Origin of the sequence: Streptococcus sp. S784/96/1 (assembly GCF_902729355.1) — a bacterium.
Taxonomy (GTDB): Bacteria; Bacillota; Bacilli; order Lactobacillales; family Streptococcaceae; genus Streptococcus; species Streptococcus caledonicus.
The window spans coordinates 26,740-38,586 of sequence record NZ_CACVCC010000012.1 but is presented as its reverse complement, the minus strand read 5'-3'; the positions used below and the strand labels follow the sequence as shown (position 1 = coordinate 38,586).

The 11,847-nt window shown below is 41.6% G+C and carries 15 protein-coding genes and 1 pseudogene; 3 read left to right on the top strand and 13 right to left on the bottom strand.

What is annotated here, in order from left to right; translation table 11 throughout:
• Positions 1-90: 90 nt before the first annotated feature.
• The 7 genes from GZ996_RS05760 to GZ996_RS05730 form a co-directional block, all read right to left on the bottom strand.
• Entirely contained in the window at positions 91-930 is an 840-nt protein-coding gene (locus GZ996_RS05760; protein WP_162011554.1) for an alpha/beta fold hydrolase, read from the bottom strand.
• 3 nt (positions 931-933) lie between these two features.
• Positions 934-1,938, bottom strand: a complete 1,005-nt coding sequence (locus GZ996_RS05755; protein ID WP_162011553.1) for an NADP-dependent oxidoreductase — start codon at positions 1,936-1,938, stop codon at positions 934-936.
• Positions 1,939-2,078: 140 nt separating this feature from the next.
• Positions 2,079-2,507 carry an Rrf2 family transcriptional regulator gene (locus tag GZ996_RS05750; RefSeq protein WP_162011552.1) on the bottom strand — a complete coding sequence of 143 codons (429 nt, stop codon included), beginning with the start codon at positions 2,505-2,507 and terminating at the stop codon, positions 2,079-2,081.
• Positions 2,508-2,690: 183 nt separating this feature from the next.
• Positions 2,691-3,533 (bottom strand): aldo/keto reductase, encoded by an 843-nt coding sequence (locus GZ996_RS05745; RefSeq protein ID WP_162011551.1) that lies wholly within the window; start codon positions 3,531-3,533, stop codon positions 2,691-2,693.
• Between the two features lie 546 nt (positions 3,534-4,079).
• Positions 4,080-4,664, bottom strand: a complete 585-nt coding sequence (locus tag GZ996_RS05740; protein ID WP_162011550.1) for an NAD(P)H-binding protein — start codon at positions 4,662-4,664, stop codon at positions 4,080-4,082.
• A 70-nt stretch (positions 4,665-4,734) separates the two neighbouring features.
• The gene (locus tag GZ996_RS05735; RefSeq protein ID WP_162011549.1) at positions 4,735-5,556 is read right to left on the bottom strand and encodes an SDR family oxidoreductase; all 822 of its coding nucleotides are present in this window, start codon (positions 5,554-5,556) and stop codon (positions 4,735-4,737) included.
• Positions 5,557-5,572: 16 nt separating this feature from the next.
• The gene (locus GZ996_RS05730) at positions 5,573-6,079 is read right to left on the bottom strand and encodes a nuclear transport factor 2 family protein (RefSeq protein ID WP_443255849.1); all 507 of its coding nucleotides are present in this window, start codon (positions 6,077-6,079) and stop codon (positions 5,573-5,575) included.
• 106 nt (positions 6,080-6,185) lie between these two features.
• Here GZ996_RS05730 and GZ996_RS05725 point away from each other — a divergent pair, with 106 nt between their 5' ends.
• Complete coding sequence (locus GZ996_RS05725) at positions 6,186-7,073, top strand: LysR family transcriptional regulator (protein WP_162011548.1); 888 nt, start codon at positions 6,186-6,188, stop codon at positions 7,071-7,073.
• Positions 7,074-7,354: 281 nt separating this feature from the next.
• On the opposite strand, the gene GZ996_RS05720 is transcribed toward GZ996_RS05725, so the two are convergent.
• The 4 genes from GZ996_RS05720 to GZ996_RS05705 are packed head-to-tail and all read right to left on the bottom strand — an operon-like array spanning position 7,355 to position 9,897.
• Positions 7,355-8,362, bottom strand: a complete 1,008-nt coding sequence (locus GZ996_RS05720; RefSeq protein ID WP_162011547.1) for an alpha/beta hydrolase — start codon at positions 8,360-8,362, stop codon at positions 7,355-7,357.
• A gap of 21 nt (positions 8,363-8,383) precedes the next feature.
• Positions 8,384-8,953: a DapH/DapD/GlmU-related protein gene (locus GZ996_RS05715; protein WP_162011546.1), complete on the bottom strand. Its 570-nt coding sequence runs from the start codon at positions 8,951-8,953 to the stop codon at positions 8,384-8,386.
• Positions 8,946-9,449 (bottom strand): cyclophilin-like fold protein, encoded by a 504-nt coding sequence (locus tag GZ996_RS05710; RefSeq protein WP_238386405.1) that lies wholly within the window; start codon positions 9,447-9,449, stop codon positions 8,946-8,948. Before GZ996_RS05710 ends, GZ996_RS05715 begins: the two co-directional genes overlap by 8 nt.
• Positions 9,433-9,897 carry a cyclophilin-like fold protein gene (locus GZ996_RS05705; RefSeq protein WP_162011575.1) on the bottom strand — a complete coding sequence of 155 codons (465 nt, stop codon included), beginning with the start codon at positions 9,895-9,897 and terminating at the stop codon, positions 9,433-9,435. The genes GZ996_RS05710 and GZ996_RS05705 overlap by 17 nt, the downstream gene beginning before the upstream one ends.
• Positions 9,898-10,105: 208 nt before the next feature.
• On the opposite strand from GZ996_RS05705, the pseudogene GZ996_RS12135 reads away from it, so the two are divergent.
• Together GZ996_RS12135 and GZ996_RS05700 are read left to right on the top strand one after the other, a co-directional pair.
• A pseudogene (locus GZ996_RS12135) lies at positions 10,106-10,153 on the top strand (hypothetical protein); the annotation flags it as partial.
• A 96-nt stretch (positions 10,154-10,249) separates the two neighbouring features.
• Complete coding sequence (locus GZ996_RS05700; protein ID WP_238386404.1) at positions 10,250-10,900, top strand: LysR family transcriptional regulator substrate-binding protein; 651 nt, start codon at positions 10,250-10,252, stop codon at positions 10,898-10,900.
• 170 nt (positions 10,901-11,070) lie between these two features.
• On the opposite strand, the gene GZ996_RS05695 is transcribed toward GZ996_RS05700, so the two are convergent.
• Both GZ996_RS05695 and GZ996_RS05690 read right to left on the bottom strand, forming a co-directional pair.
• Complete coding sequence (locus tag GZ996_RS05695) at positions 11,071-11,385, bottom strand: carboxymuconolactone decarboxylase family protein (protein WP_018163693.1); 315 nt, start codon at positions 11,383-11,385, stop codon at positions 11,071-11,073.
• A gap of 1 nt (position 11,386) precedes the next feature.
• On the bottom strand, positions 11,387-11,806 hold the full coding sequence (locus GZ996_RS05690) for a cupin domain-containing protein (RefSeq protein WP_162011545.1): 420 nt from the start codon (positions 11,804-11,806) through the stop codon (positions 11,387-11,389).
• Positions 11,807-11,847: the final 41 nt, after the last annotated feature.

The following is an 11,847-nucleotide window of genomic DNA, read 5'->3' as shown; positions in this document are numbered from 1 at the left end:
CTAGTTTACACAATGTCTTGTTAGCACTCTAATCGAGTAGAGTTTTTTAGATTCCACCTTGTTAACTTAGCGACAAATACTTTTTATGCCTTATTCTCCTATTAAGAAAGCATTAAGTTTTGATGTAAAATCTTCTGCATACTGAAAAATTGACCCATGGCCTGCATGAGGATAGATAATCAGTTGGCTATTTATAATCCTATCATGCATGATGTAGGAATTTTCTGTTGGTACCATCATGTCCTTGTCGCCATTAACAATTAGGGTTGGGGGTGTCATAAACTGTAAGTCATCTTCTGGGGATTTTCCCCAGGTTTTAATGGCTTTTAACTGGCGTAAAAAACTGGGCACAGCCATCTCTTTGTCCGCATAAGCTTTCTTGCGACTAGCTAGGCGACTGAGCACCTTATCTGCTTCTGCTCTGCCATTGTCATCATGACCATAAAAAATATAACGTTTAGGATCCACACGATGTAGAGCAGCCCGTGCCATGTAACGGAAGGTATTTGCTGTTACCTGATCAATACCAAGTCCGCCACGGTGACCAGTCCCTACTAAAATCAAGCGATTCACCAAAGTTGGAGTCAAACGCACCACTTCTTGAGCAATCATGCCACCCATAGACAGACCAAGAAGGTTGATTTTGCTGTAGCCTAGAACTTTGATAATATCTATCATCTGCTCTGCCATTTCTGGAATGGTACCTGCTACCTTACCGTCACTGGCACCAACACCAGGCAAATCAAGCAAAATGACATGCTGTGTTTGGGTCAAAAGGTCAATGAGTTTAGGGTCCCAATGATCCATGGTTGCTGCGAGATGGACTAACATCACCAAAGGATAGTCTGACTTTCCCTTACTAATTTCACGGTAGACAATGTTTTTCTCTTGAACAGTAAGGTATTGGTTTTTGGTTTCTAAATAAGCCATGTGTTATCCTTTCATGCTGAGAACAGTTTTACCGCGTGAGCGTCCATTTGCTACCTTATCCAGCGCAGCATTGACCTCTTGAAAGGGATAAACCGTATCAATAGATGGCTTAATCTCTAGTTTGGTAAAAGTATCTGCCACTTCTTGGAGTTGTTGACCATTGCTTTCGACAAAGATAAAGTGATAGTGAACGCCATATTTGTCAGCCATTTTGTCGAATTTGCGACCAACCAGTGTAAAGAGGACTTGTTTCCACTTAGGTAAATTCATGCGCTTAGCAAAGGCACCATTTGGCATAGCACGAAGGGAAACCATCTGACCGCCTTTTTTCATAATAGCCATTTGTTTCTCGGTCTCAGTGCCACCTAGAGTGTCCAAGACATAATCAACATTGCTGAGGATCTTGGTGTAATCCTGGGTCTTGTAATCTAGGAACTGATCGACCCCGAGCGCCACGACTCGGTCACGATTGCTGATGTCCCCATTAGTGATAACGGTTAATCCTTTGGCTTTAGCAAGGGGAATAGCCATGGCACCGACACCACCAGTCCCACCAGAAATAAAGAGGGTCTTGCCAGCTTTAGCATTCATAAGATCAAACGCCTGCATGATGGTTAGAGCCGTCAGAGGGACACCTGCCGCCTCCTCATCGGTTAAATAGTCAGGGACCTTAGCTAGAGCCGCCGCATCCACAGCCACGTACTCGGCAAAAGCGCCAATATTATCTAACGGCAAACGACCAAAAACACGATCCCCCACGGCAAACTGGCTCACGCCGGTACCTATCTTTTCCACCAGTCCCACCACTTCGTTTCCAGCGATGAGGGGTGTTTTGTAAGGAACAATCATCTTGACCTCACCACGAGTAATCATATTGTCTAACGGATTGACCCCAGCTGTCAGCACCTTGACCAAGACTTGCTTATCCTGTGGCTCAGGTTTTGGAACATCGACGAGTTTGAGGTTGAGATTGTTTTTGTTGTAGTCATTTAATTGTGCTGCTTTCATGATTTTTCTTCTTTCTTTTTTGGAAATAGCAGAGCTGGTCTGCAAGATTGGAACTTCAAACGACGTTTAGAGAATGTCGTGATATTTTTGTATTTGTTTTAGATACAGATACAAGGTTAATAAAGGAAATTACCAAACACTTACTTGGTAACTCCTGCTTGACGGTATAAATTCGCAATGACATCAGCAAGACTTTGCTTGGCAAGCTCTTTTTCCAGATGCTTTTCCGCCTGATGAAACATCGGATTGATAGCCCCTTCAATATGTTTACCGACAGGACATTCCAAATTGGCATGCTGATGCACTTGAAAGAGTTTTACCTGAGTCACTTCTTGCGTCGCATAGTAAATGTCTAAAAGACTGATTTCTGCTGGTGCTTTCGTTAAGGCATACCCGCTCTTGCCTTGATGTGACATCAATAAATCGGCATTTTTCAAGAGAGCAATGACTTTACGAATATAGCTGGCATTGGTACCCACACTTGTTGCCAATGCCTGAGAAGATAAGGTCTCCTTACTCTCCGAAATCATAGTTAAAATGTGGATGGCTACTGAAAATTTCGTATCCATAAGACTCCTTTTTAAACAAATGTTAGATAAAGCTATCTAACTTGTTCTTGTTTATGATACAAGTATAAGTTGTCTAAAACGAAAAGTCAAGGAAAATACTTTTGTTATTAACAATAATTTTAACAGTGGGATATTTTAACAGCACAGAAAATAACCCTCGGATGTTTATCCAAGGGACTATTTCTAATCTGCCGGTATAAAATTTTTGAAATTACGCTCCCGTTCTTCCAAGGTCATATTGAAATAGCGGAAGTTTTTATCAAGCGCATTGATTCTTGCCATTTCCTCATCGGTCAAGGCAAAATCAAAGATGGCAATATTCTCTTTTAAATGGTCTGGATTGGTCGTCTTTGGAAAAACAGCATGACCAGACTGAATATGCCAACGTAAGATAATCTGTGCATTGGTTTTGCCATATTTTTGAGCCAATTGTGTAAAGATGGGTTCATCGATTAGGGTAGCATCACCGTGTCCCAGTGGATACCAGCTTTCGATGATGGTACCAATACTTGCAATCCGTTCTTTTAACTCACGTTGTTGGAAATAGGGGTGACACTCTACTTGCAAGGCTGCTGGTTGGACGGTTGCCATCTCAAGAATTTCTTCCAAGCGACCAGACTCGAAATTGCTGAGACCGATTGAGTGTACTTTACCAGCCTGAACGGCTGCTTCTAACTGTTTCCAGCCTGCTTTGTAATCGCCTATTTCTTGGTGCAAAAGGACAAGGTCAATGTAGTCCATATCTAAACGCGCCAGCATTTTGTCAATAGCCTCAGAATCGGCGTAATCACTCGGCCAGAGTTTTGAAGTGATAAAGAGCTCGCTGCGTTCCAAGCCAGATGCCTTGACCGCTTGACCTACCTCACGCTCATTTTGATAAGCATGCGCTGTGTCCACATGACGATACCCAAGTTCAAAAGCCTCTAGTAAATTCTGTTTCGTATCAGTTGGGGCTACGAGGTACACGCCAATCCCAAATTGTGGCATGTTATATCCTGAGTTGAGTGTTAAATAGGTTTGTTCCATAATCGTTCTCCTCTAAAAATGTGGTGTATATGGTCTTTTCATCTTCATAGATAAAGACTTTCAATTACTGATACTTAAACAAATTCAAAAATTACTTTTTTGTTTCTTTCTTAAAAGTGCGGACGATCCAAAGGTCTGGGAGACCTTTGGAGGTGGGAAATAGAGTTGACAAAGTCAATATCAAAACCTCCTTTGGATTTTCATTGCTACTTTTTGAGCCTCTCTATCGCAGTAGATGATTGGCTGTACTTGTCGACTATTCGACAGCGTCCAACCTAATCATCCTTGCGGGGGAACTACTACGAAATTGATTCTCAATTTCTGTAGTTCTCCCAAAAATCCGTTCTTAGCAAGAGTTTACTCTGAGCTCTCGCGTTTCTAAGCTCAGACTGAAACTGTCCACTGGACAGTTTCACTTCTAAGAATACCACTATAGTGAAAGAAACAGTTTTTCTCGCTACGCTCGTTACTCTCTCAATGATATTAGAGGTTCTAAAATTCTAATTTTGATTTTGAATGAGTATGAAATATCTAAGCTGGCCTTGTTTAATCTCGTACCATTCCTAGATTTTCCTTAAGATAAAAATCTGGATGCAGTACAGCCTCTTTAACAAAATCTGCTATGGCTAACCGTGAGATGGTGTTCCCACTGATAACATCACCTTTTGGATAAAGGTGATAGCTAATATCACTACTATTGTCAAACCAACCTGGTCTCAAAATAGTGTAGTCTAAGTCAGTTTGCTCTAGCTTATCTGCCGCCTTTCGATAAGGTTTTAAGATACTATCGACACGACCATTTTGACCAGGCAATTCTCCATAAATCCCATAGGATGAGATAAATACAATACGTCTGACCTTGGACGTCTCCATCACATCAATAATAGCCTGAACCATCTTCGGTAAATCTCCAGAGAGTGCTACAAAAACAAGATCACTGCCGTTAATAGCTTCTTTTAAGGCCCTTGTGTCAAAAACGCTCGCTGAAATCTTGCTGACACGCGCATGGTCAGATAGCTTATGGGCTGATCGTGACAGTAACGTTAAGTCAACATCCGTTTGTTCTAATAATACATTGGCAGTCACACGCCCCAAGGAGCCTGTCGCTCCAATAATCGTTACTTTAGTCATCATCTCTCCTTCACGATTTCATTTATTTTAGTAGCTTATGACATTTAGCTGAGTTCTCACAGCTTTATTGTTATCCCATTTTGCCATTTTTCATAGCAGCAATCACACCACCATCAATCAGCAGGTCCGTACCAGTAATAAAGCTAGCCTCTTCACTCAACAAATAAGCTCCTGCGGTGGCTACTTCAGCAGTTGTCCCCACACGCTTGGTTGCTGAATTGTCAATCAAGGCTTGGTAACCTTCTGGATTAGCTTGTAGTTCGTGACGAGCTAATGGTGTGATAATAATGCCTGGACTAATGCTATTGAGACGTGCACCTCGTTTGGCCCAGTTGAGACTTTCTGCTTGCACGCGTAGAATATTGCCCTGCTTAGAAATTGCGTACGCCCCTCCAGGAATGTCCTCTTTCATAAAGTCAAGGGTTCCTAAATCATCAGCTGATGTTGTTGCCAAAGCCATGCGTTGCTCTACTGTTACCGTATCTGCAAACATGTGTCCAGCCATGCTTGAAACAACAAGCCCTGCCCCACCAGGTGCTACAAGCTTACCAAAAATCTCTAAGGCTATGGCTGTCCCAACTAAGTCCACGCGCAAGATGTCTTCAAAGGCAGCTTGGTTGGGGAAAAGGCCTGCTGTATGGATATATGATGTGATATTCCCTAGTTTCTCAGCCTGATCTGCAAAAGCTTGAATAGCATGACGGTCACCACCATCCACAATCGCAGTCTCTACTGTAAAACCAGCATTCTCTAACCCTTCCTTAGCCCGACTAAGATTATCTTGGTTAATATCGCCTAAAAAGATTGTTTTGTTCGTAGCGACACGCTTCACAATCTCTAAACCAATAGCTCCTGCTCCCAATAATACGACAACATCGTTTAAGTGTTTCATCCTTTTTCTCCTTCGTTTAATAAGTGCTTGCAACCTGCTTCATCACTTGCCACTGACCATCTCTTTTTTCAAAATACATTTTGACTTGCAGACGCCAAGTCGATGGACCAGAGCCCCAGATTCGTGCTTTCACCCGACTTTGGCCAATTAGGCTGGCGCTATTTCCAGAAATGACGACATCTTTTATCACGTCTTCTTTCCACGAATAATACGCCATGTCTTCAGACTCAATCTGCTCCAACCATTCAGCAACTGGCTGAGAATACCCTGTCATGTGAACTAAAACAGTATCAGCTCGTAACAGTTGAGACAAGGTATCAGTATCTTTCTCTACCATGGCTTGATTGATTTGGCGATATATGGTTTGTAAGGTTTCTTTTTCTGACATTTCCGATTTCCTTTCTGATATGACATCAGGTAACTGTAACGCTATAGTCTGCTTGTCACTAACGAAATAAGTACCAGTTAGCATTCCTAGAAAGAGACCTGCTAGAATACCGTATCGCATTTTTTTGCTCCGCATTTTACCCGTCTCCTTTTCACTTGATGACTTTAGTATAATGTCTTATAATAAAATTATCCAATACTTATTTTAGATTATTTATAAAATTATTTAATAAGGAGCTGGGATGAATACCAAACAAATGACCTATCTTATCGAAACCGCTAAAACGTTAAATTTGAGCCGAGCAGCTGAAAATCTCTTTATCTCTCAACCCTCACTATCTTATCAAATCAAGACAATCGAAGAAGAGGTGGGCTTTGCTATTTTTTATCGTATTGGGAAAAGCATCCGCTTAACTCCTGCAGGAAAAGAGTTAATTAGTTCCTTATCACGAATTTCTCAAGAGATACAGTTTGCCATTGAACAGGCTCAAAATATGGGAGAACGCTATCGTTCTGCTATTAAAATCGGCTTTCCCATGCGGACAATGCTCACTCATCTGCCAGAAGCTATCCCTATTTTTGAAGCCGAGCAGCCTACGGTTCAAATTGTGCCTGAAATGCAACCGACTATTGATGCCATCAGCTCTTTTATGAGACGGGACCTGGACATCATATTACTCCCTCGTGAAGAGGCTGAGAAACTCAGTGGGGTTACTATTACCCCGCTATTTACCAGTCACATCTATTTGTTATGTCAAACAACCGATCCACTAGCTAAAAAAAAGCGTATCACGATAGAAGATTTAGCCCATCGTACCCTTCTGGTCAATGGTGGCTCATCACAAACCTTGCGCCAGGTTCAACAACGTGTCGTTGATACTGTTCCTATACAGACTCTGAATAGTCCAACACATGATTTTACATTGATACAAGTAGCTGCTGGAAGAGCTATCTGCTTATCACCAGGATTCTTAAACGACCATTCTGGGCAATTTTCGTGGATTCCTTTTGACTGTCCAGAATCCTTTGACTTTGTACTTGTTCACCACCAGGATGTTCAAAATGACGGGCTCACTCAACTCATCACAATCCTCCAAGACCTTTATCAAAATTCACCTTATCACTTTTAGCTGAGAAATAATGATTATTTAAATCACTTCCATCAAATTGGGCTTCCAAATCGTGTGTTAGCTGTCAATCGTGCGCCTACCAGTCCTGTCGCTGCTACATCTACCTTGGTTTCTATATAAATAACACAAGAGATTATTTTAGTAATTGACACCACAAGTAAATTTACATGTAAAAAACCTTGAAAAATCAAGGTTTTTAATCATTTATAACTTCCAACTATCATAAGGATTACGATAATACTCTTACTCCTAAAACATTAAAGCTTTTCTAGTTCCTACGACTACTTCAAATTCTCAGTAAAGAAAGCAACTAATTGCTCAAACGGAATCTTATCTTTTTGGTCGTACAAGTCCACATGGTCTGCATTAGGAACAATGAGTAATTCTTTTGGTTCACTCGCTGCTTCGTAAGCTTCTTCTGAATGGTAGCGGGAATGGGCATTTTCACCAGCTACAAGAAGGATTGGGCGTGGTGAAATATCTTTGATGTTATGGTAAAGTGGAAACTCATAGAATGCCATTGGCGTTGTCGCTGTCCATGCTGCTGTTGAGTTAATAGAGCGCTCGTGATAACCACGCGGTGTGCAATAGTAATCAAAGAAAGCTTTTGAAACAGGGTCCGCACCTTTTGGAAGTTTTTCTGGGAATAGACTCTCACCCGTCACCACATTGCCATTTTCATCAAACCCTAGCTCATGATAGCCTAGACGGTATTTCCCAGTTTCTGAGGCACCATTGTCCACATCTACCCAGCGTTGTTGGCTGACGTGTTCACGCAGTTTTGCCTTCTGTTCATCGGTATAGCTGTTCATATAGCCCAAGTACATAGACTTGGACATATCATACATTGAGGTCGTAGCGACCGCCTTGATCCGAGTATCGGCTCCTGCTGCTGTCAAGGCCATCCCTGACAAACCACAAATGGCTTGGGCACCGATACGTTCACGGTCAACGTAAGGTAAGGTTCCAAGATAATCAACAGCTGCGCTATAGTCTTCGGTAAACATCACTGGCTCAGCGACATTACGCACTGCTCCACCTGATTCCCCTGTAAAAGATGGGTCAAAAGCTAGCGCTACAAAGCCATTCTTAGCAAATTCTTGTGCGTAAAGGCCTGAAACTTGTTCTTTGACCGCACCAAATGGTCCAGACACTACAATGGCAGGATTTTTCTGATTGTCATAGCCTTCTGGCAAGTACAAATCTCCTGCAACTTCGATACCGAAACGATTTTTAAAGCGAACGTTTTGTGATGCAATGTTTTCATAAATAGCAAATGTTTTTGTCATGATGTTTCTTCTTTCTATAGGTTATCCTTCAATGATTTTGATGACTTTTGCTGGAACACCAGCGACTACGGTATTAGCTGGGACATCCTTGGAAACAATGGCACCTGCAGCCACAACAGCATTTTCCCCTACAGTTACCCCAGGTAAAATCGTCGCGTCCGCTCCAATCCAAGCATTTTTCTTAATGGTAACGGACTTGAGTTCTAATTTATGACGGTCTGCTGGTTTCAAAGGATGATTCACGGAAATCAACTTAGCACGTGGGCCGATGAGGACGTCATCTTCAATGAAAATCCCACCCAAATCAACCATAAAGACATCCTTGTTCACATAGATATGTTTACCAAAGTGAATGTGGCGTCCAAAATCCGTTTGAAAAGGAACATTGATGGTGACGGTATCGTCAATTTTCTCCTTGGTCAACTGTTCAACAATTTGCCTCGTGTTGGTAACAGTTTGAACTTGAGTATTGAGTTCTTGCACAAGCGGCTGATTTTCAGTTTGAATATCTGAAATAAGCTGGCGCAGTCCATCTTGTTCGGGAACTAATTTTCCAGTATTTAAATAGGGTTCAAAAGCTGTATCAATCATTGCTTTCCTCCAGAGTAAGAGTCACTGTTACCTTGTCATTAGCCAGCTGGGATTTGGCATCCGTAGCCATGTGCCCCAGCTTGGTGTATGACCAACGATTCTGACCATAAAAGAGCACTAACTGGCTACTATCATAAAGCATGATATCCCCTGGCTGAGCGGTTTGCTGGGTATTTTGACTTGGTAGTGTCATACCAAGCTCTCCAACCTGTTCAAAACCACCATAAGCTGATAAGTCGATAGTCAATGGCTGTTTTTCTAACGCTTTTTTCAAGGTTGAAACAGCTTCGTTTTCTTCCCAAGTGACTGGAATATTTTGTCCATCTATGAACAAGGCGATGGTCATCGGTTTGTCTCCTTTTTCTTTGTGTTGTTTCCCTGTGGTGCTCTTCCCACTAGTAGGAATGGAGGAATTTGGTAAGGAACAGCTGGCTAAACTCAAACAACCAAGCAATAACCCAATCAGCAGGATATTTCTGCTATATGTTAATGTCACTTGTTTTATCCCCCTCTCTTTCACCTTCTTTGAGCGATAGGGTTAAAGGGATTTCATCACCATTTAGCTGACTGTTTACAAGCTTGATATCGTTAGCGTTAGCAAGCTGCCCTAAGAAAATTTCCCTAAGATGAGGCTTGGTATTTTCCCCACCTGTATAGATAGAAAACCAATCTCCACTTGGATCATAGCAGATATCTCCATTAAACCAACCGCCTTGTACGTCTGAAGCTTGGTAGGGAAGTGGCATGATTTGCCCACAAGCATCATTTATTCCTGTACAAGCCATGGTTGTGAGAGGTAGATGCGCGATCAGTGTTTTTGCGACCTGTGTATCCGTTAGATAAGCTGTTACCACCACCTTGCCCAATTGAATAGCAATCTCAGTAGGGGATAGTATCACTGTTTGACGGGTGTCACTTGGTCCTAATCGTTGACGAATACTCATTGCCACTTCACCTCCTTTTGATACTTTTATGATAATCCTCAGCTCATCAAATAGCAAATACTCATTTTAAATATTATAAAATACTCAAAAAGCATGATATAATAAAAGAAACAAAGGAGGAAATGATGGAAATTCGAGTGCTCCGCTATTTTCTAGCGATTATCAAAGAAGGAGGCATCACGCAGGCCAGGCTGCAAACAGCCTCCACCTGATACAACCCACTATCTCACGTCAAATCAAAGAATTAGAAGAAGAACTTGGAAAACAACTCTTCATTCGCCATAAGAAGGGTCAGATTGAGCTGACTCAGGAAGGGCTGCTTCTTCAAAATCGTGCTGAAGAAATCATTGCCATGGTTGATAAGACCGAAAATGATTTTCGCTATCTGACAGATATTATCGAGGGAGATGTCTATATTGGTGGTGCAGAATCCCATATTTTTAGGCATATTGCAATCATTGCCAAACAGCTCCAAGAGCAATATCCAAACGTTCGCTACCACCTGTCTTCAGGAAATGCCGAAGATATCACATCTTTGCTAGACAAAGGGTTATTAGACTTTGCCTTGATTGTCCATCCTCGTCAATTACCACATTATCATTATCAAAAATTGCCTTCTCAGGATATTTGGGGAGTCATTTTACCAACGACTGATCCATTGGCTAAAAAAGACAGTATTGCTCTAGAAGACATTCAGCACCTCCCCCTCATTCTTTCCCGTCAAGCAGTGACCAAGACTCAGTCAGACAACCAACTTCTTAATTGGCTTGGTGACTTAAACCAGCTAAATATTGTCAGCACCTTTAATCTCAGTTACAATGCCCTCTTCATGGTTGAAGAAAGTCTGGGTTATCTGATTGGATTTGACCAGTTGACTTACAACCCTAACTTGACCTTTAGACCACTTGAACCACTACTGACCTCAGACCACTACCTCGTCTGGAAAAAAGATAAGGTCTTCTCAGCAGCAGCCCAATTGTTTTTGGATAAATTACAAGGTTAAAAATCTTATTGTCTTAAAATTTCCACCTCTACACTTCTCTGTTATCATAAAAAACGCACAAGATTTTAGTGTCCTTCACGGTAATCTTATGCGCTTTTTAACTTCTAAACTATTAACTTTTATTTTCAAGTTATTCAATCAAAATGGAAATACGACATCACCTATCACTCTCACCAAATCTCTTTAGCTAGTCTAAATACCGCCCAGGCTTTTGGCCAGCCGACATAGAAGGCTAGATGGGTAATAATAGCAGATATTTCTTCCTTGGTGACACCATTTTTCTTGGCATTTTCCAAGTGATAGTTTAAAGAAGAATCGGTGATACCTGAGCTCATCAGAGCCGTCACAGTAATGATACAGCGTGTCTTCAGATCAATAGCCTCATTATTCCAGTTTTCACCGAACAAAACATCGTCATTAAAATGAGCAAATTCAGGCGCAAATTCGCCTAATTGATCACGCCCTGCTGTTTGTTTAATAGCCATATTATTCTTCCTCCTTATGAGCTGCTTGATAATCTTTGTCTGTCACTGGTTCGTAAAATTCACTAGCCCCAGCTGTGATCGCCACATGACTGAACCAAGAATCCTTAGTTGCCCCATGCCAGTGCTTCACTCCTTTGTCGGTCACAACGACATCACCAGCTTTTAAATGTCTAGCAGGTTTCCCAGCTTCCTGATAAAGACCTTCTCCTCCAGTAACAAGAAGAATTTGGTAGCCATCTAAATGCACATGCCAGTTATTACGACATCCCGGTTCAAAGGTCACATTTCCAACACTGGTATTGCCATCTGGCGCTTGTGCCAACATTGCTAGATAGGATTGTCCCGTAAAACTAGCACCGTACGGATTTTCTTCTCCAAAGGCAAATAAGGGATTGTTTTTAACATCTTCATGTTTAAACATGAGTCATCACTTCTTTCTATAATAATGTTAATCTCAATTAT

Bases quoted from the DNA above. Each gene is read 5' to 3' on its own strand.
- GZ996_RS05705 (WP_162011575.1), bottom strand. From the start codon at position 9,897: ATGAGTATTCGTCAACGATTAGGACCAAGTGACACCCGTCAAACAGTG.
- GZ996_RS05745 (WP_162011551.1), bottom strand. From the start codon at position 3,533: ATGGAACAAACCTATTTAACACTCAACTCAGGATATAACATGCCACAA.
- GZ996_RS05750 (WP_162011552.1), bottom strand. From the start codon at position 2,507: ATGGATACGAAATTTTCAGTAGCCATCCACATTTTAACTATGATTTCG.
- GZ996_RS05690 (WP_162011545.1), bottom strand. From the start codon at position 11,806: ATGTTTAAACATGAAGATGTTAAAAACAATCCCTTATTTGCCTTTGGA.
- GZ996_RS05760 (WP_162011554.1), bottom strand. From the start codon at position 930: ATGGCTTATTTAGAAACCAAAAACCAATACCTTACTGTTCAAGAGAAA.
- GZ996_RS05755 (WP_162011553.1), bottom strand. From the start codon at position 1,938: ATGAAAGCAGCACAATTAAATGACTACAACAAAAACAATCTCAACCTC.
- GZ996_RS05695 (WP_018163693.1), bottom strand. From the start codon at position 11,385: ATGGCTATTAAACAAACAGCAGGGCGTGATCAATTAGGCGAATTTGCG.
- GZ996_RS05720 (WP_162011547.1), bottom strand. From the start codon at position 8,362: ATGACAAAAACATTTGCTATTTATGAAAACATTGCATCACAAAACGTT.
- GZ996_RS05730 (WP_443255849.1), bottom strand. From the start codon at position 6,079: ATGCGGAGCAAAAAAATGCGATACGGTATTCTAGCAGGTCTCTTTCTA.
- GZ996_RS05715 (WP_162011546.1), bottom strand. From the start codon at position 8,953: ATGATTGATACAGCTTTTGAACCCTATTTAAATACTGGAAAATTAGTT.
- GZ996_RS05725 (WP_162011548.1), top strand. From the start codon at position 6,186: ATGAATACCAAACAAATGACCTATCTTATCGAAACCGCTAAAACGTTA.
- GZ996_RS05700 (WP_238386404.1), top strand. From the start codon at position 10,250: ATGGTTGATAAGACCGAAAATGATTTTCGCTATCTGACAGATATTATC.
- GZ996_RS05735 (WP_162011549.1), bottom strand. From the start codon at position 5,556: ATGAAACACTTAAACGATGTTGTCGTATTATTGGGAGCAGGAGCTATT.
- GZ996_RS05740 (WP_162011550.1), bottom strand. From the start codon at position 4,664: ATGACTAAAGTAACGATTATTGGAGCGACAGGCTCCTTGGGGCGTGTG.